This window comes from Paenibacillus sp. DRB1-1 (assembly GCF_052119485.1).
Taxonomy (GTDB): Bacteria; Bacillota; Bacilli; order Paenibacillales; family Paenibacillaceae; genus Paenibacillus; species Paenibacillus polymyxa_B.
On record NZ_JBODQH010000001.1, the window covers coordinates 4,485,992 to 4,506,383 of the forward strand.

Annotated in this window: 21 protein-coding genes and 1 other annotated feature; of the genes, 18 read left to right on the forward strand and 3 right to left on the reverse strand. The window is 46.9% G+C overall.

The window, feature by feature from the left end:
* The first annotated feature begins 6 nt into the window (after positions 1-6).
* Genes yhbY through ACQW03_RS20195 form a run of 6 tightly spaced genes read left to right on the forward strand, consistent with a single transcriptional unit; the run spans position 7 to position 3,517 of the window.
* On the forward strand, positions 7-303 hold the full coding sequence (gene yhbY, locus ACQW03_RS20170; protein WP_071641887.1) for a ribosome assembly RNA-binding protein YhbY: 297 nt from the start codon (positions 7-9) through the stop codon (positions 301-303).
* Positions 304-320: 17 nt separating this feature from the next.
* Entirely contained in the window at positions 321-911 is a 591-nt protein-coding gene (nadD, locus tag ACQW03_RS20175) for a nicotinate-nucleotide adenylyltransferase (RefSeq protein ID WP_071641885.1), read from the forward strand.
* Entirely contained in the window at positions 895-1,491 is a 597-nt protein-coding gene (yqeK, locus tag ACQW03_RS20180) for a bis(5'-nucleosyl)-tetraphosphatase (symmetrical) YqeK (protein WP_071641883.1), read from the forward strand. Before nadD ends, yqeK begins: the two co-directional genes overlap by 17 nt.
* Positions 1,488-1,835, forward strand: a complete 348-nt coding sequence (gene rsfS, locus ACQW03_RS20185; protein WP_013311194.1) for a ribosome silencing factor — start codon at positions 1,488-1,490, stop codon at positions 1,833-1,835. The genes yqeK and rsfS overlap by 4 nt, the downstream gene beginning before the upstream one ends.
* Positions 1,832-2,740, forward strand: a complete 909-nt coding sequence (locus ACQW03_RS20190; RefSeq protein ID WP_076293525.1) for a CvfB family protein — start codon at positions 1,832-1,834, stop codon at positions 2,738-2,740. Before rsfS ends, ACQW03_RS20190 begins: the two co-directional genes overlap by 4 nt.
* A 3-nt stretch (positions 2,741-2,743) precedes the next feature.
* Positions 2,744-3,517: a class I SAM-dependent DNA methyltransferase gene (locus ACQW03_RS20195; RefSeq protein WP_441951437.1), complete on the forward strand. Its 774-nt coding sequence runs from the start codon at positions 2,744-2,746 to the stop codon at positions 3,515-3,517.
* Positions 3,518-3,589: 72 nt separating this feature from the next.
* On the opposite strand, the gene ACQW03_RS20200 is transcribed toward ACQW03_RS20195, so the two are convergent.
* Positions 3,590-3,979 carry a tautomerase family protein gene (locus ACQW03_RS20200; RefSeq protein WP_071641877.1) on the reverse strand — a complete coding sequence of 130 codons (390 nt, stop codon included), beginning with the start codon at positions 3,977-3,979 and terminating at the stop codon, positions 3,590-3,592.
* Positions 3,980-4,163: 184 nt separating this feature from the next.
* Positions 4,164-4,421: a binding site (T-box leader), on the forward strand.
* Between the two features lie 61 nt (positions 4,422-4,482).
* Between ACQW03_RS20200 and leuS the strand changes: the two genes are divergently transcribed.
* Positions 4,483-6,921, forward strand: coding sequence for a leucine--tRNA ligase (gene leuS, locus ACQW03_RS20205; protein ID WP_441951439.1), 2,439 nt, complete (start codon positions 4,483-4,485; stop codon positions 6,919-6,921).
* Here leuS and comER read toward each other — a convergent pair.
* On the reverse strand, positions 6,902-7,747 hold the full coding sequence (gene comER / locus ACQW03_RS20210) for a late competence protein ComER (protein WP_441951441.1): 846 nt from the start codon (positions 7,745-7,747) through the stop codon (positions 6,902-6,904). The genes leuS and comER overlap by 20 nt on opposite strands.
* 295 nt (positions 7,748-8,042) lie before the next feature.
* On the opposite strand from comER, the gene ACQW03_RS20215 reads away from it, so the two are divergent.
* The 8 genes from ACQW03_RS20215 (at position 8,043) to holA (ending at position 16,725) form a co-directional block, all read left to right on the forward strand.
* A complete protein-coding gene (locus ACQW03_RS20215) occupies positions 8,043-8,690 on the forward strand; it encodes a ComEA family DNA-binding protein (protein WP_441951443.1) in 648 nt (215 codons plus the stop codon).
* A gap of 88 nt (positions 8,691-8,778) precedes the next feature.
* Complete coding sequence (locus ACQW03_RS20220; RefSeq protein ID WP_069010453.1) at positions 8,779-9,297, forward strand: deoxycytidylate deaminase; 519 nt, start codon at positions 8,779-8,781, stop codon at positions 9,295-9,297.
* A gap of 179 nt (positions 9,298-9,476) precedes the next feature.
* Positions 9,477-9,629: a hypothetical protein gene (locus ACQW03_RS20225; RefSeq protein WP_258383107.1), complete on the forward strand. Its 153-nt coding sequence runs from the start codon at positions 9,477-9,479 to the stop codon at positions 9,627-9,629.
* On the forward strand, positions 9,559-12,132 hold the full coding sequence (locus tag ACQW03_RS20230; protein WP_441952443.1) for a DNA internalization-related competence protein ComEC/Rec2: 2,574 nt from the start codon (positions 9,559-9,561) through the stop codon (positions 12,130-12,132). The genes ACQW03_RS20225 and ACQW03_RS20230 overlap by 71 nt, the downstream gene beginning before the upstream one ends.
* Positions 12,133-12,258: 126 nt before the next feature.
* Positions 12,259-13,248 (forward strand): iron-hydroxamate ABC transporter substrate-binding protein, encoded by a 990-nt coding sequence (locus tag ACQW03_RS20235; RefSeq protein ID WP_441951445.1) that lies wholly within the window; start codon positions 12,259-12,261, stop codon positions 13,246-13,248.
* A 223-nt stretch (positions 13,249-13,471) separates the two neighbouring features.
* Positions 13,472-14,020 carry an RNA polymerase sigma factor gene (locus tag ACQW03_RS20240; RefSeq protein WP_013311184.1) on the forward strand — a complete coding sequence of 183 codons (549 nt, stop codon included), beginning with the start codon at positions 13,472-13,474 and terminating at the stop codon, positions 14,018-14,020.
* The gene (locus tag ACQW03_RS20245; RefSeq protein WP_025723417.1) at positions 14,017-15,480 is read left to right on the forward strand and encodes a zf-HC2 domain-containing protein; all 1,464 of its coding nucleotides are present in this window, start codon (positions 14,017-14,019) and stop codon (positions 15,478-15,480) included. The genes ACQW03_RS20240 and ACQW03_RS20245 overlap by 4 nt, the downstream gene beginning before the upstream one ends.
* A gap of 213 nt (positions 15,481-15,693) precedes the next feature.
* Positions 15,694-16,725, forward strand: coding sequence for a DNA polymerase III subunit delta (holA, locus tag ACQW03_RS20250; RefSeq protein WP_076293523.1), 1,032 nt, complete (start codon positions 15,694-15,696; stop codon positions 16,723-16,725).
* Positions 16,726-16,867: 142 nt separating this feature from the next.
* On the opposite strand, the gene rpsT is transcribed toward holA, so the two are convergent.
* Positions 16,868-17,140, reverse strand: coding sequence for a 30S ribosomal protein S20 (gene rpsT, locus ACQW03_RS20255; RefSeq protein WP_013311181.1), 273 nt, complete (start codon positions 17,138-17,140; stop codon positions 16,868-16,870).
* A 187-nt stretch (positions 17,141-17,327) separates the two neighbouring features.
* Here rpsT and gpr point away from each other — a divergent pair, with 187 nt between their 5' ends.
* The 3 genes from gpr (at position 17,328) to ACQW03_RS20270 (ending at position 20,352) form a co-directional block, all read left to right on the forward strand.
* Positions 17,328-18,329 (forward strand): GPR endopeptidase, encoded by a 1,002-nt coding sequence (gene gpr / locus ACQW03_RS20260; RefSeq protein WP_023989518.1) that lies wholly within the window; start codon positions 17,328-17,330, stop codon positions 18,327-18,329.
* Positions 18,330-18,552: 223 nt separating this feature from the next.
* Complete coding sequence (locus ACQW03_RS20265) at positions 18,553-19,812, forward strand: stage II sporulation protein P (protein WP_104497085.1); 1,260 nt, start codon at positions 18,553-18,555, stop codon at positions 19,810-19,812.
* A 27-nt stretch (positions 19,813-19,839) separates the two neighbouring features.
* Positions 19,840-20,352, forward strand: a complete 513-nt coding sequence (locus ACQW03_RS20270) for a hypothetical protein (protein WP_220029900.1) — start codon at positions 19,840-19,842, stop codon at positions 20,350-20,352.
* The last annotated feature ends 40 nt before the right edge of the window (positions 20,353-20,392 follow it).

Genomic DNA, 20,392 nt, shown 5'->3' on the forward strand with positions numbered 1-20,392 from the left:
ATATACATGTTAACAGGTAAACAAAAAAGATATTTGCGTTCAATGGCGCATCATTTGGACCCGGTATTTCAAGTAGGCAAAAACGGTACGAATGAGCATCTTATGCGTCACATCAACGATGCGATTGAAAAGCGTGAGCTGATGAAAGTGCAAATTTTGAACAACTGTTTGGACGACAAACATGAAATTGCGGAAGAACTGGCCACGGAGACAGGTTCTGAGCTTGTTCAGATCATCGGGAGCACTATTATTTTGTACAAAGAATCTCGTGATCATAAGGAAATCGAGTTGCCTAGAGGATAACACGCGGGGAGAAAATTATGAAAATCGGTATTATGGGTGGTACATTTGACCCGATTCATATTGGACATCTGCTGGCTGGAGAAGCGGCAAGAGATGCCTATGGGCTGGATCAAGTATGGTTTATGCCTTCTCATATTCCTCCGCACAAGCATCAGGCGGGGGCGAGCGGTAAGGAGCGTCTGGAGATGACGAGTGAAGCGGTAGCGGGTCATCCTGCTTTTGAAGTGCTGGATATTGAAGTGCTTCGCGGAGGAGTATCCTATACCATTGACACGATCAAGGAGCTTCAGGAGTTGCACTCTGCTGTGGATTTTTATTTTATTATTGGTGCGGATATGGTGAACTACTTGCCTCATTGGCAGGGAATTGAGGAACTGGCGCAGCGAATTTGTTTTATTGGTGTTCGGCGCCCGGGGTTCCAGCTTGCGTTGGATGAGTTGCCACATTATTTGCAGGACAAGGTACTGCTGGCGGATATGCCAGTGGTGGACATTTCGTCGACGGATATTCGAGAGCGTGCTGCGGAAGGGCGCACCATCCGTTATCTTGTGCCTGATCGTGTGCATGACTATATTACAAGGGGCGGTTTGTATGAAGTACAGCCGTGAGCAATTAATGGAAGCCGTATCTGGTCAAATGCCTGAAAAGCGCTGGAAGCACACACTAGGTGTTATGCATACCTCAGTGGAGCTTGCGCAGCGATATGGAGCAGATCCGGATAAGGCCGAACTGGCGGCTATTTTGCATGATGTAGCGAAATATTGGCCTGTCCAGCAGATGGAAGAGGTGATTCGCAGTCATCCCGAATGTGATCAGGAGCTTTTGGAACATGACAAGCAGCTCTGGCATTCAGAGGTAGGATACTGCGTTGCAGCAAGAGATTACGGAGTGGATGATCTGGAAATAAGGAATGCGATCCGCTGGCATACGTCAGGACGCGTAGGTATGAGCCTGCTGGATAAAGTCGTGTGTCTTGCTGATTACATCGAACCGGGACGGGATTTTCCCGGGGTGGAGCATATCCGTAAACAGGCAAAGAAAAGCTTGGAGCAGGGCCTTATCGCTGGATTTGACTCCACGATTACATTGTTGCTGGAAAAGAAAAAGGTTATTTTTCCACTGACAGTCTTGTCGCGCAATGACTTGATTCAACAACTAAAACAGAGAAAAACGGAGGTTCATGAATGACCCTAACTAATGAGCAATTAATGCAAACAGCGGTTGATGCTGCAAATGATAAAAAGGCAATGAATATTGTCGCACTGGATTTGCGGGGAATATCACTAGTAGCTGATTATTTTGTCATCTGCCACGGTAATTCGGATACACAGGTACAGGCGATTGCAACAGAAATTCGCAAACGCGCTCATGATGAAGGTGTAACCATCAAAGGAATCGAAGGAATGGATTCCGCCCGTTGGGTTCTAATGGATTTGGGGGATGTCGTAGTGCATGTCTTCCATCGCGACGAGCGCGAATACTATAACATTGAACGACTCTGGTCGGATGCTAAGGTTGTGGAAAAGGTATGAGTTTGATCGCCGGTACTTATGTCACCATTATGGTGGATCGTGAGGTATCTCCTTTCGGTTACTTTCTCACTGTTGGTGAGCAGGATGTGCTGCTGCATTATACGGAGCTGACACGTGAAATTGAAGTTGGTGAACGGTTGGAGGTATTTATTTTTCACGATACAGAGGACCGCTTGGCCGCAACCATGAAAAAGCCGTTCTTGTCGTTGGGCGAAATGGCAAAGCTTGAGGTGGCCGATGTGCATCCGCGTTTGGGTTGTTTCCTGGAGATGGGATTGGGTCGTCAGCTTTTGCTGCCGATTCGTGAGTTGCCAGAAAACCGAGATTTACATCCTCGGGTGGGCGATTACGTGTATGCCATTATGGAGCATGACAAGCAAGGCAGATTGCGAGCTAAGCTGGCAGGGGAACAGGAGCTGGCTCCATTGTGCTTCCACGCCCCTGATTCGTGGTTAAATACATGGGTGCAGGCGACTGTGTACAAGCCGCTTCAGATGGGCACATTCGTCCTGGTGGACGGAGGTGTGCTTGGTTTTGGCGCGATTGGAATGATTCATTCCTCGGAGCGTAATCGGATGCTTCGCTTGGGCGAAGAGGTCAAGGTACGGGTCACGCTTGTTCGGGAAGACGGTCGGGTCAATCTGGCGATGTCACCACGCAAGGAAGTAGGCCGTGATGAGGATGCGGATCGGCTGATTGCTTTTCTGAAAGAGCGTCCGGGCGGCGGCATGCCTTATTCCGACGCAACACCGCCGGATATTATCAAGCAACGGTTCGGTATCAGTAAATCCGCCTTCAAGCGTGCGATGGGCAAGCTGATGAAGGAAGGACTGGTTACACAAAAGGAAAACTGGACCTACCTGGTGGAGAATATACCTGAACCGAAGGACGGGAATGGGGAATAAAAAATGGCTTCTTACCGGAAGTTTGCCTATGTGTATGATGAGCTGATGCAGGACATGCCATACCCGAACTGGTTGCGCTTTGCACGGCAGGCTTGGGATCAGTACGGTATGCCTCATACGGTGGCCGAGCTGGGCTGCGGAACGGGTTCAATTACGATCCCCCTGGTTAATTCGGGCTTCGAGGTGGCTGGAATCGACTTATCCTCTGACATGCTGGCAGTAGCCCGTCGCAAAATGGAAACCACTCCACAGGGACAGCGATTGTTTCGTGAAGGAAGCGTTCGCTGGATACAACAGGATATGAGAGAATGGATTTTACCCGAGCCTGTGGATTCTGTAATTTCTTTTTGCGATTGTCTGAATTACTTGTTGGAGGAAGAAGATATAATTTCTACTTTTCGCAGAACGCATGCTGGTCTGAAGCCTGGCGGAACCTTCTTATTCGATGTACATCATCCCCAGACGTTTTTACGTTATGATGAAGAGCAGCCTTTCGTACTGGACGAACGCTCTATCTCGTATATCTGGACATGTGCGTTGGACACTCCCCGTTGTGAAATTGAGCATCATCTTAGTATCTTTGCGAAAGCAGAACAAGAAGGACGCGATCTATACCAGCGTTTCGAGGAAATACATGTACAACGTGCCTATGACCCAGACTGGATGAAGGCAGAATTGTCCAAAGCGGGTTTTCGTGAGGTGAAGGTATATGCGGATTTTGAATGGGTAGAAGCAGAAGATGACGCGGCGAGACTGTTTTATGTTGCAGTAAAATAGCAAGGCTTCATTTAGCGAGTATGGGAAAAGAAAGACGCTTTTCATGATGACATGAAGGGCGTCTTTTTGCACTTATATATTCACTTTATAGTTCAACTGAAGCTCATCACCCGGTACACCCCGAATGCCCCAGTTATGTTTGGGCGTTTCAAATATAGTAATCTCAAGATCCTGTGGAGAAATACCCAAAAGATCGTTAATTCTTTGGAATAACAGGTTAATGAGTTGCTTCTTAGCTTCTGTCGTTCTGCCTTCAAAGATACTGATTTCAATAATGGTGTACGCCTCAGAGCGACCATCGGCATATATAAAGTCTTCCTGATCCATAGGAAAAAAACGATGAAACCTCTTGTCAGGAGGATATTTGAACGCATCCACCACAGCAGAATGAATCACCTCTGAAAGTTGCTTTTTGATTGGATTTAGAGTTTCTTTTATTCCGTAAATTTTTATCTGTGCCATTTCTCAGCTCACCTTTCTTATCTCAACTCATCTCTACTTGAAGCGATTTAACTCGGAATTATTATAAAACATTCGTATGCATGTGTCATGAACAATTAGTATGAAGAGGGTCTTTAACACCAAAGGTAGTCCTTATTTGACTTTTTTCGCGGTTTTCAATATAATAGTGCCATTATTAACGGTTAAACAATCGCTGATGAGGAATAGTAGCTTTGTCTGGACATGTAGAGAGCCGGCGGGTGGTGCAAGCCGGTTGACAGTGCAAAGTGAACTCGCCTCGGAGATATGCGTCCAACGCAGGAACGCCCTATACAGGTGCTTGTATCCTGTTATTAACCCGCATCGGATCACCTCCGTTATCAGGTGCAAAGGGAGTAGAACGCGAAGAACGCTTTCTGCTAACTAGGGTGGTACCACGGGAATATAACCTCTCGTCCCTAGCGCTGACACGCTACGGGATGCAGAGGTTTTTTTGTTGCATACCGTTTGAGGAGGAAAAGACAATGACAGACACACAGCCGAAGCACGGCTATCAACCGCAAAGTATTGAACCAAAATGGCAGAAATATTGGGATGAGAACAAGACGTTCCGCACCGGGGAAGAGCCGGGCAAACCTAAGTTTTATGCTTTGGATATGTTTCCGTACCCATCTGGAGCCGGCCTGCATGTAGGCCACCCGGAGGGCTACACAGCTACGGATATTGTTTCACGATATAAAAGAATGCGCGGCTACAACGTACTGCATCCGATGGGTTGGGACGCCTTCGGTCTGCCTGCCGAGCAGCATGCGCTAGATACAGGGGAGCACCCACGCGAAATTACGGTGAAAAATGTAAATAACTTCCGCCGCCAAATCAAATCGCTCGGCTTCTCCTACGACTGGGATCGTGAAATCAGCACGACGGATCCTGATTATTACAAATGGACACAGTGGATCTTCATCCAGCTGTACAAGCGCGGCCTTGCATATGTAGCTGAAGTACCCGTGAACTGGTGCCCAGCGCTGGGAACGGTGCTAGCGAATGAAGAAGTTATTGACGGTAAGAGTGAGCGTGGCGGTCATCCGGTCGTCCGTAAACCAATGCGTCAATGGATGCTGAAAATTACGGAATACGCGGATCGTCTGCTGGAGGATCTGGAGGAACTGGATTGGTCTGAGAGTATTAAGGATATGCAGCGGAACTGGATCGGTAAGTCTACCGGGGCAGAGGTTCGTTTTCCAATTGAAGGCTATGACGAGCAACTCACAGTATTTACAACCCGTCCAGATACACTGTTCGGCGCAAGCTACTGTGTGCTGGCACCAGAGCAGGAATTGGTGGATATTATCACTACGCCTGAGCAAAAGGATGCTGTACAACAGTACCGTGAACAAGCTGCTCGTAAAAGCGATCTGGAACGTACAGATCTGGCCAAGGATAAAACAGGCGTATTCACAGGAGCTTATGCAGTGAACCCGGTGAACAACGAAAAGCTGCCGATCTGGATTGCTGACTATGTTCTTGCAGGCTACGGAACTGGAGCGATTATGGCTGTACCTGCTCACGATGCGCGTGACTGGGAATTTGCCAAGCAATTTGGATTGAATATCATTGAGGTTGTCCAAGGTGGAGATGTGGCTAATGAGCCATATACTGAAGATGGACCGCACGTCAATTCCGGCCCGCTGAATGGACTTACCAACGAGGAAGCGATTCCGAAGATGATTGAATGGCTGGAAGCTGAGGGCAAAGGACACGGCAAAGTCACCTATCGCCTGCGTGACTGGTTGTTCAGCCGTCAACGCTATTGGGGCGAGCCGATTCCGGTAATTCATCTGGAGGATGGAACGATCAAAACGGTTCCTGAGGACCAACTTCCGCTCGTACTGCCGGAGATGGACAATATCAAGCCTTCAGGTACAGGTGAATCCCCGCTGGCGAACGCAACAGATTGGGTCGAAACCATTGATCCTGAGACAGGTATGAAAGCACGCCGCGAGACAAATACAATGCCACAATGGGCAGGCAGTTGCTGGTATTACCTGCGCTTTATTGATCCGAAAAATGACAAAGAGCTTGTATCCAAAGAGAAACAACGTGAATGGATGCCTGTTGATTTGTACATTGGCGGAGCGGAACATGCGGTTCTTCACTTGCTGTATGCCCGTTTCTGGCATAAGGTACTGTATGATATCGGCGTAGTGGAAACGAAAGAGCCTTTTTATAAGCTGGTCAACCAGGGTATGATTTTGGGCAATAACAATGAAAAAATGAGTAAATCACGCGGTAATGTCATTAATCCTGATGATATTGTCAATACGTTTGGCGCCGATACGCTGCGTATTTATGAGATGTTTATGGGGCCGCTGGAAGCGACCAAGCCATGGAATGAGAATGGGGTAGAGGGAGCACATCGTTTTCTGTCCCGCGTATGGCGCCTGTTTGTTTCCGAGGATGGTAGCCTGAACGATAAAATTACAAATGACGGCGGTAGCGATGAGTTCAATCGTACTTGGCATAAAACGCTGAAAAAAGTAACCGAAGATCTGGATGCACTGCGCTTCAATACAGCGATCAGCCAGCTGATGATCTTCACCAACGATGCATACAAAGCAGACCTTCTGCCGCGTGCAGCAATGGAAAACTTCGTGCAAATGCTGTCGCCGCTTGCACCCCATCTGGCCGAGGAATTGTGGCAGCTGCTGGGGCACAATGATAGCATTACCTACGCGGCCTGGCCTGCTTATGATGAAGCATGGACGGTGGACACCGAAGTGGAAATTGTTGTGCAAGTGAATGGTAAAATTGTGCAGCGTGCAACGATTGCCAAGGATCTTGATGCTAAAGCGATGGAAGCATTCGCTGTGTCGTTGGACAATGTTCAGCAGGCACTGGCCGGCAAAACGATCCGCAAGGTAATTGCTGTTCCAGGTAAGCTGGTTAATATTGTTGCCGGTTAATTGGCTTTAAGCCGAAGGAGACATCCACCTTTTGCATGTCTTCTTCATACTTGTTGTGCGTGGCTTGTATCAGCTCGGGAAAGACACTATGCAGGCTGATGTCCAACAATGCGAGAGCTTCGGCAGTAATACCTCCGGGAACCGCCACTCTGGCCTGTAACTCGGCTGGTGTCATCCTGCCTTCCGTGAGTAGCTTTCCAGTGCCGATAATCATTTCACCGGCCAGGGCGCATAGCTCCGTACGGTCTATACCTGTAGCTTGCACTGCGGCTTGAATCCACTGGTCCATAAAAAAGGCCAAGAAAGCAGGACCGCAACTCGAAAAATCCGACGTGATCCGAGTATAAGATTCTTTAACCCGAATCGGCCTGCTGATGTGGGACATAAGCTCTTCCAGAAGGGTGCAGTCCTCCTCTGTAATCCGGCTTCCATGGATGCATAGTGAGGCTCCGCTGCCCACTTGGTGGGTGATACTGGGAATAATTTTGGACACTTTGGCTTTCAGTGCATGCTCCAAAATACGAATCTGCACAGGGCTTGTGATAGATACGACGATTTGCTCTTCTGTAATGACGTTGCGTATTTCATCCGTTACGGCTTTTGATTCCAGCGGCTTCACACAGATAAACAGAACATCGCTTTCCGCTGCCGTTTCACGGTTGCTTTGGGCTGCATGCAAACCTGGATAACGACGGGCTAGCTCGGTTACCTTGGAATGCGTTCGATTGCTTGCTGATATTTGCTGCGCCTTGAGTGCTTTAGAATTAATAAAAGACTCAATTAGCAGACTTCCCATGCTGCCAGTCCCGATAAATCCAACTTTCATTGTTCAACGTCCTCCTTTCATACTTTGCGGTATAGACGCTGTGCTGTCAGCTGTCATTCTTCTTAGTGTATGCGCCTGGTCTTGGCCGACATGACGAATTTTATGTCTGAGCATGTTAGATCGTGCCCGAGGTCGTACCACTTTTTTGTAAAAATGCTCACAGCGAGACCGTATGGAGGTTGTTTGCACCCTCCGGTTTAACGGGAATTGGACAGACTTGCTCTGTTTGATTGAGACGGTGTTTTCAGTCGGCTCAATTTCCCGAAATCCATGTGGAGTAGGGGACGATACGGAAATGAAACGCGTATGGACAGGAACAGCGATAACGCTTGCTGTAATCGGGAGTGGACTTATTTTATTTGCCGGAGGACAGCGCTCTGAGCCGCAAGAAGAGTGGACTTTACTTAACCATAAGGTGGAGCAGGCTGTGGCGATGGATTCAGAGCCAAATGAGTCGCAGCGCAGCAGTGACTATGCCCAGGAAAAGCCTGCTGTAAAAGAGAATTCAGACAAAGCTGAAAGCAATACGAATGCCGAAGCCGTTGCCAATGTGAAACGTGATACTGTGCAGATTTCTACTGGTGTATCTGCTGCTGTGAGCGAAAACTCTATTGCGGGAAATTCAAGTACCGTAAGGCAGTCAGGTTTTGCGAATCCGAGCTCAAACACAGGTATTGTTAGTTCGAGTGGTGCAGCGACGAGTAGGATCAATACGGTAAGTGATTCGGTTACTACACCCGTTTCCGGCGAAAAAAAGGTAAACATCAACACGGCGACTGCTGCCGAGTTAATGGAGCTACCAGGGGTTGGGGCTAAAAAAGCCGAGGCTATTTTGAACTACCGTAATCAGCACGGGGCGTTCAAACGTGTGAACGATTTGGATCATGTAAAAGGAATCGGAGCTAAAATGTTGGCGAAAATGAAGCCGTATGTCAGCTTGTAACTTATATAAGATTACAATGTACAGGCTCTGAGAGCGGCGGTAGCGGATATGGTTTACGTTTTAACTTGTTTATACGGGAGAGATGGAAATGAGTGCAGATGTACGCAAGGACTGGGACACCTATTTCATGGATATCGCTTATATGGTATCCACCCGTTCGCGCTGTGCGCGGCGTCATGTTGGAGCCGTACTTGTACAAGGTAAAAAGCTCTTGGGAACGGCCTATAATGGAGCACCATCCGGGGTGCCTGACTGTTCTGAGGCAGGCTGTATGATCTCAGAGGAGTATGAGGTCGTTCACCGTGATGGGCACGAGGAAATGGTTAAGAAGCAGCGTTGTATTCGCACTATTCATGCGGAGCAGAACCTGCTACTGTTTACTGACCGAATTGATCGTGAAGGCTCTTCAGTATATGTCACCGACCAGCCATGCTGGACGTGTGCCAATATGTTGGCGAACAGCGGTATTGTGGAGATTGTATACCACAGACCTTATCCCAAAGATGCCGACAAGGTTCGTGCTATGATGGAGGAAAAGGGAATCGCCTTTCGTATGCTGAAGACCTATCATCCACCGAAAGAAACGCTGATGGATGTAATGAATTAAAAAGTAAACGAGGAAGAACCTCTGACGAATGCTATTTTGTCAGAGGTTCTTTTTGTTTAGTGTTTTTTTGACAGAAAGCAATGTTTGCTACCGGAAGGTGATTGTATTCAAGCTAAACTTGTGTTAACTAGACCTATATTGACCCTTACTGTTTGTTGGATTACAGGAAGTGCAGGAGCATGTCTGTATTCTGGACGGATGCTTTTGTTGCTCTGGGCGGGGGTTACCCTGATCCTTCCGCTTATAGCTTTATTGATGAAAATCCCCATCCGGCATATGGTATTACTTTGGCTTGTATTCAGCGGTGGTGGATTTCATTGGTATTGGCATGATATGTATAATGATAGCAGTATTCCCGATGCTCTTCATGTATCGTCTTCTATGGTGGAAGACATGCCTGTTCAAGCAGCAGGGCTTATCGCTTCTGAAGTACAGGTAGATGGTGATCGAACACAGTTTGAGATGAGAGTCACCTCAATCAATCACTACGGAAGTCATTCGAAAAAGGACGAGAATCGTGCACTAATTTCTGAACAGGTCATTGTTCATATCAAGTTGGCTTCCAAGCAGGAACAGCAACTTGCGGCAGCGTGGCAACGTGGAGATGCAATCCTACTGCGTGGCACCTTAAAGGCTCCTGCAAAAGCGGGGAACTTTGGTGGCTTTGATTACAGTGAATACCTGCACACACAGGAAATCCACTGGCTTTTCAAAGGCGATGGGGCAGCCTCATTACAAAAGCAGGAGGCTTCACTGTGGAACCGCTACACTTTGTTCAGATGGAATGATCAGCTTAGGGAGCAGCTAGGGCAGAGAATGGAATCGGCATTTACATCACTTCATCACGCAGGATATATGAAAGGACTGGTACTTGGGGTAACAGATGAGTTGGACCCAGCAACGTATAACGAGTTTACGCAGCTTGGTTTAACGCATATTTTAGCAATATCGGGCATGCATGTGGCGGTATATGCAGCTACACTATTATATTTACTCAAGCTACTAAGAGTTAGCCGCGAGACATCTCTTACGGTGGTGATGATACTCATTCCGGCTTATGTCCTGCTGACAGGTGCTTCTCCCTCTGTTGTGAGGGCGGGAATTATGGCGATGATCGGCTTGTTTGCAGCCCGACGAGGTATGCTCAAAGACGGACTTAATATTCTAAGTATATCCGCGTTGCTCATGCTGATTTGGAATCCATATTATCTACTTAGCGTCAGCTTTCAGCTTTCCTTTTTGGTGACAGGTGGGTTGCTCATTTATATGCCGCTTATGAAGCCGTTTTTCGCCAAATGGCCTTTCCTAATCGGCGGTGAAGTTGCGATTACAATTACGGCACAGCTTGTTTCGTTTCCAATGACGGTATTCTACTTTAATCAATTTTCGTTGTTATCATTTGCGGCCAATTTTGTGCTTGTACCCCTTATTACATATATCGTGCTTCCATTAGGTACGGTGGCGATGGGGCTTTCCTTTTTGTGGGGGGATGGGGCTCGTATTCTTGCGTGGCCGGCAGAGCAATTGAACGATTTGACCTTTTTAATAGTGAAATGGCTGAATGTAGATGATGCTTATGTGAGTATTTGGCCGTCTTCTTCCATCCTGTGGGTCATGGCGTATTATGCAGCTCTGTACAGTGTTTTGTACTGGCTCAAAAGGTGGCTGACATCCCGCAGGCAAACGAACAACATTACCGTCTTGAATTCTACTGCCATTTCATCACCTATATATACAGGATTAGCAGCTTCTCCAGAATGGGCGGCTATATTGCATACGGCTCCTGAACCTGAGGGAGCAGGGAAATTTGCAAGTCGACAGTGGAATGGTTATCGTCATTTGGCACTGGCTTTAAGTGTTATTGCTTGGCTTGGAATATTGTATACAGGTTACCAATCTCCTGGTGAGGGAAATACGGGAATTGTTCAATATCTGGATGTGGGCCAAGGTGACAGCATTTTAATTACAACGCCGGGCGGGAAACATATCTTGGTTGATGGCGGGGGTACAATGGATTTTGCGACAGGGAAAAATGCTTGGCGCAAGCGTGCAGATCCCTACGAGGTGGGTGAAGATACGATTGTACCCTTGCTAAAGCAACGAGGTGTGCATCGCCTGGACGCTGTCATTTTAACGCATGGAGATCATGATCATGCCGGAGGACTACAGGCTGTGCTTGACCAGATTCCTGTATCTACCTTGTTTTTTAACGGTACCCTGACAGTTAAAACCCCATTCCGTAAGCTGTTGAACACGGCTTTAGACAAGCAGATCAAGCTGTATGGTGCACATCATAGTATGGAATGGGAACCAGACCAGGCTACGAAAATCCGCTTTCTCTATCCGTTTACACTACCGGAGAACGAATCTGAGCAGTTGCCTGTTATGAAGGAACAGAATCATTACTCTGTTGCCATGATATTGGAGATGGAGGGAGCCTCTTTTTTGTTCACAGGAGATATGGATGATGCAGCAGAGTCGTCGTTGCTCTCTGAATTAACTCGTTTTTCATCAAGTGTGAAAGATGAGGGAGCAACGGGGGAAGTAAGGAAAGCTATAGATGTCATGAAAATAGCACATCACGGCAGCAAGTACTCCACCTCGGAAGAGTGGTTATCCTACTGGCGACCGAAAGTATCTGTTATTTCGGTCGGTGCGACCAATACTTACGGACATCCGAATGAAGCGGTATTGGAACGTTTATCGGGAGTTGATTCTGCTATATATCGAACAGATACGATGGGAGAGATACAGATTCGAGCGCAGCAAGGAAAACTGAGTGTGCGGTACCAACGCAAACAGTACAAAACAGATACTAATACAACAACATACTAAAACGGGTGCTCACTCTCAGGAGTGGGCTGTTTGCTTTGAATCCAATCTGCATGGACAGTAGCTGTAGGCTTTGATAGAATCATATGAGTAATGAAAATGAGAATCATTATTAATGGGAGGAATATTGTGAGTTATTTTAAATTTAGGGCATCGGCTTGTTTGTTTATCATTTCGTTAATGCTGGTATTGAGCGCATGCGCTACAAGTGGGGGTGGGACTGTAACAGAAAGCGGTCAATCGACTGCTTCCAAGACCACATCAACTGGATATAAAGCTGCCACGCGTACATATGAAAGTGATAAAGGTACAATTACTCTTCCTAAGCATCCCCAGCGTGTCGTGGTGGCAGTCGGTGATTATGTAGGTGATGTGCTAGCACTTGGTATTACACCTGTAGGGGCTCCAGACACCGTATTTGATGCACCATATTATAAAAAATACTTGAATGGGGTTGAAAATATCGGTGATAGCTCCGCACTGTCCCTTGAAAAAGTGACTGCCCTGAAGCCGGATCTGATCATTACCTATGATGAGAAAGCATATGAAAATCTGAAAAAAATAGCGCCTACAGTATTTATTCCATATGGTAAATATCAATATAAGGACCGTCTGATGGAGCTGGGCAAAGTGTTAAACAAGGAGCAGGAAGCGAAGAATTGCCTGGCTGATTTTGCAACCAAGATTGCTGAGAAGAAACAGGCTTTGTCTGATGTCATGGATTCGGGCAAAAAAATCGCTATTTTTGAGATTACAGGAAAAGAATTATATCTATATGGAAAATCCTATGGACGTGGAGGAGCCATACTTTATGACGAGCTGGGACTTCATGCTCCTGAGAAGGTAGAAAGGGCAGCGTTCGAGAAGGGATGGGCCAGCATTTCAATAGAGGCTTTACCGGAGATGCTGGGCGATGCCGATTATTTAATGTTGGGTATTAGAGGCGACGGAGCAGACCAAGGAAAAGATATTTTATCTAAAAGTGTGTGGAAGAACCTTTCTGCCGTTAAATTAGGTAAAGTATATCAATACTCAATCGACGATTTTTATTTTCAAGATCCGATTGCTCTGACTTATCAATTAGAACTCATATCTGATTTTTTGGTTGCCAAGAAGTAACAATATGATCTTGCAGCTCGATAGGCTAGCATTTAAATGTATGTAGGAGGGAAGGTGACTACCTTCCCTTTTTCTGTTATTCTAAGGGAGGATACGCTGGGGATTCTGGGCTTTTTGGTATAATTTTTTTTGTTAAAAAAATAAAATTAGTGTCAGACGTCTATCCTGCAACAATTTGCAAAATGGATACGTCTGTAATATTGCAGGGAGAGGGGGATCCTTTGTGGTAGAGCAGGGACTCATTCGAGCCGCTCAATCGGGCGATCGCGACGCTCTCATTACCCTATTAAGAGAGATAGAACAGCATGTGTACCGTACGGCATATTACATTCTAAACAATGAGCAGGACGCCATGGATGCTTCACAAGAAGCCCTCATACGGATCTATTCCAAAATTAACTCTTATGAGGAAAAAGCGCAGTTTAAAACCTGGGTCCAACGCATTGTAACGAATATATGCATCGACAAATTCAGAAGAACGAAGCCCTCGGTTTCCATTGACGAGCACGACATGATATTCAACGATCCCCAAAACGTGGAGGTCGAGGTGTTGACCTCTTACATGGCACAGGATGTTCGTGAGGCTATACAACAACTTCCGGAGCACCACCGGACGGTAATTGTCTTAAGATATTTGCAGGATTTCTCCTATAACGAGATTGCAGATTCTCTGGATTTGCCGCTAAATACGGTCAAGTCATACTTATATCGTGCAAGACAGCAATTGCAAGGGCTACTTCAGGAATATCAGAAAGGTGGTGTATCAGGATGAAGTGTGGGGAAGAGGTGATGGATTGGATGCAGCGTTATGTGGATCATGAGCTGGGCGAAGAAGAGACGTCCCAATTAATGAACCATATTGCGACTTGCCCGGACTGTGCGGAAAAATTTCTTATTCTTCAGACACTCTCTCGCGAGCTGGAGGAATTGCCTGCGGTTTCCCCGGCGTTCAGCCTGGTGGATTCCATCATGCCTCAGCTTGATGCCATTGACCGCGCACGTGAAGAGCAGGGAAGTGCGCTTCAGGAAATGCAGCCTGTGGCTGTAGAACCTGGACCAGTGCCTAGACAAAGTACCCAGCCTACACCTTGGTGGAACCGAATGGCTGGTCGCGCTGCCATGGGCGTGGCTGCCGCTGCTGTTGTACTGGGGATTGTAGTGTTTAACTTCGAGCCTAAAACAGTGCAGGATGCGGAAGGCATACTTACAACCCAGACGCCCGAAGTGACGAATCGGCAGAATCAGACGGAAATTCTTCCAGGTACAGCCAATGGCAGTGGAGGCCGTGATGCAGCCATTGGTTCGGATTCTACACAGCAGCCGTCAGAGCAGGGGCAAGGAACGGATGCATCTCAGCTACCTGCGGATAAAGATCCTGACCTGAGCAAACAAGGTGCAACCAATGCAGACGATGAAAAGAACTCTTCCAAACGGGATGCTGGGAAACGTGACGATCAGCGAGCTGGGGAGGAAGATTCGACGAAGTCTGCACCAGCTGAACATTCTTCTCACCAGGATGAAGGGCAGGGACAGCTACGTACGGATCGTCAGGTGACAAAGGAAAATCCTTCTGCTGGAGATGCTCCTAAATCTGAGGACAAACAGTTAAGTCAGGAAAAATCTGATCAATCCACGATTGCTCCTGATGAACAGTTGGAACCGAAAATGGAAAAAGCACCCCTAGCGGGTACGGGTACCGCTCAGGACGATAATAATGGTAACACAAGTACGAATGATTCTTCTTCGTCGCTTAGTCAGGATTTGAAGGTACAGGATCGAATTGCGTCAAATGAAACGTCGAAAGAAACGACTTCCAAAAGCATCACAAAGGATTCGGGCAATGCCTTGGGAACAGATAGCAGCAATACAGCTTCTAATGATCAGCAATCATCCGTGTCGCAAGACCCGGTTCGTAAAGAAGGATTTGTATCTAATTCACTGGTCTCTCCGGACAACGATAATGCTTCCAGCTATAGTGCCCAATCCGCCTCTACAGATCAGCTCAACTCGCCAGATGGTAGCTATGCGGTGGCTATTGAGGGCAAAAAGCTGAAAGTGTATAAGCTTTCCGATAACGGTGTAGACCGAACAACACTGGAAGTCCGTACTCTAAAAGGTGCCTGGGTCAAAGGAAGCTGGTCAGAAGACAGCCAGACCTTTATGTATGAGACGGAGCAGGATGGGACAGCAAGTAAATATACGTACACCGTCCCGCGCAGCACTGGAAAATAGTTTCCGTAAGTTGACACACTTTTAAAAACAGAGAATATACTATATGAACCGACGTCGTATCCCGACGGCCGAAAGTTTCTAGAGCTTTCTGCTGCCGTGTTGATATAGATGGTGGTGAAGGGATCCTGCCTATAGGCAGGGTCCCTTCGTTTGTGTCATGACTTGCCTTCCGGTCGGATGTCGGGTACGATCAGTGGGTGGGGGGAACGGAAAATGGATGTAAAAACAGCCACTAAGGCTATTCGGAAAGGCGACATTTCGCCAGTGTATTTGCTATATGGCAGTGAAAAATATCAAATGAAGCAGTTTGTTGAAATGCTTAAAGAGAAAGTGGTGGAAGAGGAGCATCGTGACTTCGCCATCATTCCTTATGATTTAACCGAAACGCCAATTGAGGTGGTCGTGGAGGAGGCGGAAACAGCGCCTTTTCTGGTGCCAAAGAAGCTGATTATTGTACGGGATACCAGTGTATTTGCAGCAGGCAAAGATAGCGGTAAGATAGAGCACCGGCTTGAGACGCTGTTGACTTATATGGATAACCCGACTGACTATAGCGTCATCGTTTTTACGGTTCAGGCTGAAAAGTTGGATGAGCGGAAAAAGATTGTCAAAAAACTGAAAAGTGATGCTTCGGTTATTGCTTTTGCTCCAATGGGTGGAGATGATCTTATAGCTTGGATCCATAAGCGTGCAGGAGAAAGAGAAGTGCAATTGGCTGCAGGAGCTGCTGAAAGCCTCATTCAATTCACAGGTACCGGGCTGCAATCCTTGGCTGCCGAGATAGACAAGCTCTGCTTGTACGCAGGAGCACAGGGAACGATCTCATCCGCTGATATAGAATCCCTGGTGCCTCGTAACACAGAGCAAAACGTATTTGCGATGGTTGAGGATCTGGCTAATTTGCGGCTGGATAAGGCGCTCAGTATTTTTTATGAGTTGCTTAAGCAAAAAGAGGAACCGATCAAGATTGCCGCTTTGATCACGCGACAGTTCCGTATTATGTTGCAGGTCAAAGAGTTGGCAGGTCAAAGCTATTCCCAGCAACAAATTGCGAGTCAGCTTAGTTTGCATCCTTATGGGGTGAAAGTTGCAGGGGACCAAGCGCGGAGGTTCCGCCCTGAGCAGCTGCGTCAGCTTCTCTACGAATTGGGCGAGCTGGATTATCATATGAAAACAGGTGTCGTTGACAAGGTACTGGGACTGGAACTATTTTTGATGAAAATGGGTGCGGGGGCTTCAATCTAATTCCCCCCATGTGCTGTTATAGAGTCAGCTCATGTAGCGTGGAAAGCTGACTCTATAAATTAACAAAAGTTATAAACTAAAAAAACCTGATCAGCCACGGCTGGTCAGGTTTTTTTCATTAACGTATGAAAGTAGCTCTTGCTTACGCTTGAGCTGTAAGAGCGTTAAGTTTTTTCGCCAAGCGGGATTTCTTGCGAGCAGCTGCATTTTTGTGGATCAGACCTTTAGTTACAGCCTTGTCCAGCTTTTGGGAAGCTACTTTGAAAGCAGCAGCAGCAGTTTCAGCTTCGTTACCTACCAACGCTGTATCGGCAGCTTTTACTGCTGTACGAAGCGCGGATTTTTGGGAAGCGTTCAACGCACGGCGTTTGTCGCTAGTTTTAACGCGTTTGATAGCGGATTTGATGTTTGGCATTACATTCACCTCCTGTAAAGGCATTACTTATGAACACAAACGTTTCACAACTTAAAATATTTTAGCATGCCACACCTCAAATTGCAATAAGAAAACATGCGAATTACAGGATGAAAATGGATGTGCATAAACCTGTTGGGTGTCTCGCACACTATAGTCAAAGATGGTATCCAAGGAGGCTTAAAAGATGGATCTGGATTTGCAGAAGTATGCGGTACGCACGGATTTGGCATTAGAGGCAAGAGAACTGGCAGAACGGGATCAGCCTGTACCTCTGTCGGGCATAAGTGAGAACGTGGAGGAAGATAACGGAATCAAAATCACACGGCTGGACGTACTGAATGAAGAAGGAGCCAACCGTATTGGGCGGGTACAAGGGCATTACGTCACGTTGGAAGTACCCGGCTTGCGTGAAGGCGACACGGGGCTCCAGCAACGTGTAGCTATTGCATTTGCAAAAGAAATGGAGCATTTTATACAAAAAATAGGGATCTCTAATACGGCAAAGGTACTGGTGGTAGGTCTGGGCAACTGGAACGTCACTCCCGATTCGCTGGGTCCGCTTGTCGTTGAAAATTTGATGGTGACTCGTCAATTTTTTGAACTGACACCTGATCAAATCAACCCGGGCTATCGAGATGTGAGCGCAATTGCACCGGGCGTCCTGGGTATTACGGGGATCGAGTCCAGTGAAATCGTTCAAGGCATCGTGGATCGCACAAAGCCAGAACTGATTATTGCCATTGACGCTCTGGCGTCACGTTCACTGGAGCGCGTCAATACGACCATTCAGGTGGCTGATATCGGGATACATCCAGGTTCAGGTATTGGCAACAAGCGGCGCGGTATCACCAAGGATATTATGGGTGTTCCGTGTATCGCTATCGGCGTTCCGACGGTATGCTACGCTTCTACCATTGTCAATAACGTAATCGAACTGATGAAAACACATTTTACCAAAGAAAAGGCTTCTACAAAAGCAATCCTGGGGATGTTGGACGATATTTCAGAACCTGAGAGACTTGGGCTGGTGAGAGAGGTACTGCAACCGCTGGGGCATGATCTGATTGTGACTCCTAAAGAGATCGATGAATTTATTGAAGATATCGCGAACATCATTGCTACTGGATTGAACGCTGCTTTGCACGAAGCTGTTGATCCTGGCAATGTCGCCGCCTATACGCATTAATCAAGGGTTGGTAAAATCGTATTTCATACCAAAAGTCTCTATTTAACAGGAATCTAATCTCTTTCAAAAAGGGAGGTGAAATACCTGTGGTAGAGATTTTTTGTGTTCTAGCAATTGTTCTCCGTTCATAGAGTTGAAGTATAAGAGATTTCCGCAGCAGATAGGAACCCTATGTTCCGAATATAAAGCGGGTTTCGACGGGACGAAGGAGGACAAGGCTCACATGAAAAAAATTCAGACCTGGAACGTCGGAAGATGGAGAAGAAAAGGTATCGAAATTTTGGCGATGGGACATACGCTTGTGCTGCTGATCATGGGCTCGGCGCTTTTATTTGTCGTTTTGGGGCTAGGGGGATTGGCAGAAAATCGTCTACAAACATCTCCTGTTTCTTCGATGAAAGGATTGGCAGGTTCGGTGTCTAGCGGTTTTTTTGCGGATATGCTAGGCATGGAAGTACCTCATTTGGCACAAAAGAAGCAGCAATCTTCGTTGTCGGGTGAACAATGGTCGCCTTTTGTTTTTCAGATGCTTACAGGAATTAATCCGCAGGATCCCAAAAGTCTCATTTCTCGTGAGATTCCTGGCATGTCTGCGGGAGCGCCTGTCTTGCTGCGCAAGGGTTCGGGGAACACAAAGGTAGAGGGTCCTACGGATTATCAGCCCGATCAGGGAACGACGGATGCCCCTGGTGGCTCAGATGCATCTGAGAACCCACCGACTACTACGCCGGATATTCCGACAACACCGCAAACAGATCCGGCACGTGAGGATCATCCAGGTGATACGGCCAAAGGGGACAAGCGTATATTAATCTACCATTCTCATCCCAGAGAAGCATATAACCCACTGCTCAGCAAAACCAGCCCCAACCCCAATTCAGGTTCTAAATCAGCCAATGTGTCAAGGGTAGGAGACTTCGTAAAGAAGAGGCTGGAAAAACAAGGGATATCCACACTGCATGTAAACAAGGATTATGCCACTACAGTTCAAAATTATAACTGGAACTATTCCTATAAATATTCACGCGAAACAGTTAAGGAAGCTTTGGCTGGAAATAAAGGTTTAACTTATCTGCTTGATATTCATCGAGATTCTCAACGTCACGGAAAAACAACAGCAACCATTAATGGACTTTCTTATGCGAAGGTGTATTTTATTATCGGGCATGACAACAAAAATTGGCGCGAAAATGAAGCTTTTGCTGCTCGTATTCATGAAAAGCTGGAAAAATCGTATCATGGCGTATCACGTGGTGTATGGGGGAAAGATGGTGGCAAAGGCAACAACGGTGAATACAATCAAAGCTTATCATCGCATAGCATCTTAATTGAAATCGGGGGTATTGACAACACCGAGGAGGAGTTGAAACGCACCTCAGACGTTTTGGCGGACATGATCGGTGAAGTGTATTGGGAAGATCAGAAAGCTCAGAAAGCGGGCACTAACGTATCGGATACAAAAAAGAGCAACAGTGGCAATTAAATGAGGTAGCGGTAAGGGGGAAAGGTAATGTCTGGACATTTTCGTAAGAAAGCACTTGGATTTGTAATGCTCATGGGGGCAGGCATTCTACTCGGTATGCAACTGGCAGGATCTGGCCTGCGTTCAGTGTATGGACCGGAATGGAACGGGGATACGATTCAATCGGTAAATCAACAGAAAGTCGGATATGAACAGACGGTTATTGAGGATACACCCGCAGCTAACGCTCGTGCATATACCGGTACGTATAGCACAAGTGGAAATGTTAAGGTTGATCCGAAACCGGGAGCGGGTATAAATGAAGCTAGTGGAAGTGAAGAAAATGAGGAGCAGACGGAACTCGGGGCGTCCAGGTGGTATTCGACGACTGCGCAGCATGTCAATACTCAGGACCTGGAGACGCCTCGTGAACTGCTAGCCGTCAAGGGACAACAAGCCTCGGTGGATACCATGGCGGACAAAACGGCTGGGCTGCTGCAAAACCTGTCAAGACAGGGGATTCGATGGGTTGTGTCTGTTTTTGACGGAGTGACAGAATAGAAATATTGCTGACCCCCTATACAACTGCTATAATAAGCTG

Coding starts and splice junctions, on each gene's coding strand:
- yhbY (WP_071641887.1), top strand. CDS start 7: ATGTTAACAGGTAAACAAAAAAGATATTTGCGTTCAATGGCGCATCAT.
- nadD (WP_071641885.1), top strand. CDS start 321: ATGAAAATCGGTATTATGGGTGGTACATTTGACCCGATTCATATTGGA.
- yqeK (WP_071641883.1), top strand. CDS start 895: ATGAAGTACAGCCGTGAGCAATTAATGGAAGCCGTATCTGGTCAAATG.
- rsfS (WP_013311194.1), top strand. CDS start 1,488: ATGACCCTAACTAATGAGCAATTAATGCAAACAGCGGTTGATGCTGCA.
- ACQW03_RS20190 (WP_076293525.1), top strand. CDS start 1,832: ATGAGTTTGATCGCCGGTACTTATGTCACCATTATGGTGGATCGTGAG.
- ACQW03_RS20195 (WP_441951437.1), top strand. CDS start 2,744: ATGGCTTCTTACCGGAAGTTTGCCTATGTGTATGATGAGCTGATGCAG.
- ACQW03_RS20200 (WP_071641877.1), bottom strand. CDS start 3,979: ATGGCACAGATAAAAATTTACGGAATAAAAGAAACTCTAAATCCAATC.
- leuS (WP_441951439.1), top strand. CDS start 4,483: ATGACAGACACACAGCCGAAGCACGGCTATCAACCGCAAAGTATTGAA.
- comER (WP_441951441.1), bottom strand. CDS start 7,747: ATGAAAGTTGGATTTATCGGGACTGGCAGCATGGGAAGTCTGCTAATT.
- ACQW03_RS20215 (WP_441951443.1), top strand. CDS start 8,043: ATGAAACGCGTATGGACAGGAACAGCGATAACGCTTGCTGTAATCGGG.
- ACQW03_RS20220 (WP_069010453.1), top strand. CDS start 8,779: ATGAGTGCAGATGTACGCAAGGACTGGGACACCTATTTCATGGATATC.
- ACQW03_RS20225 (WP_258383107.1), top strand. CDS start 9,477: ATGTCTGTATTCTGGACGGATGCTTTTGTTGCTCTGGGCGGGGGTTAC.
- ACQW03_RS20245 (WP_025723417.1), top strand. CDS start 14,017: ATGAAGTGTGGGGAAGAGGTGATGGATTGGATGCAGCGTTATGTGGAT.
- holA (WP_076293523.1), top strand. CDS start 15,694: ATGGATGTAAAAACAGCCACTAAGGCTATTCGGAAAGGCGACATTTCG.
- rpsT (WP_013311181.1), bottom strand. CDS start 17,140: ATGCCAAACATCAAATCCGCTATCAAACGCGTTAAAACTAGCGACAAA.
- gpr (WP_023989518.1), top strand. CDS start 17,328: ATGGATCTGGATTTGCAGAAGTATGCGGTACGCACGGATTTGGCATTA.
- ACQW03_RS20265 (WP_104497085.1), top strand. CDS start 18,553: ATGAAAAAAATTCAGACCTGGAACGTCGGAAGATGGAGAAGAAAAGGT.
- ACQW03_RS20270 (WP_220029900.1), top strand. CDS start 19,840: ATGTCTGGACATTTTCGTAAGAAAGCACTTGGATTTGTAATGCTCATG.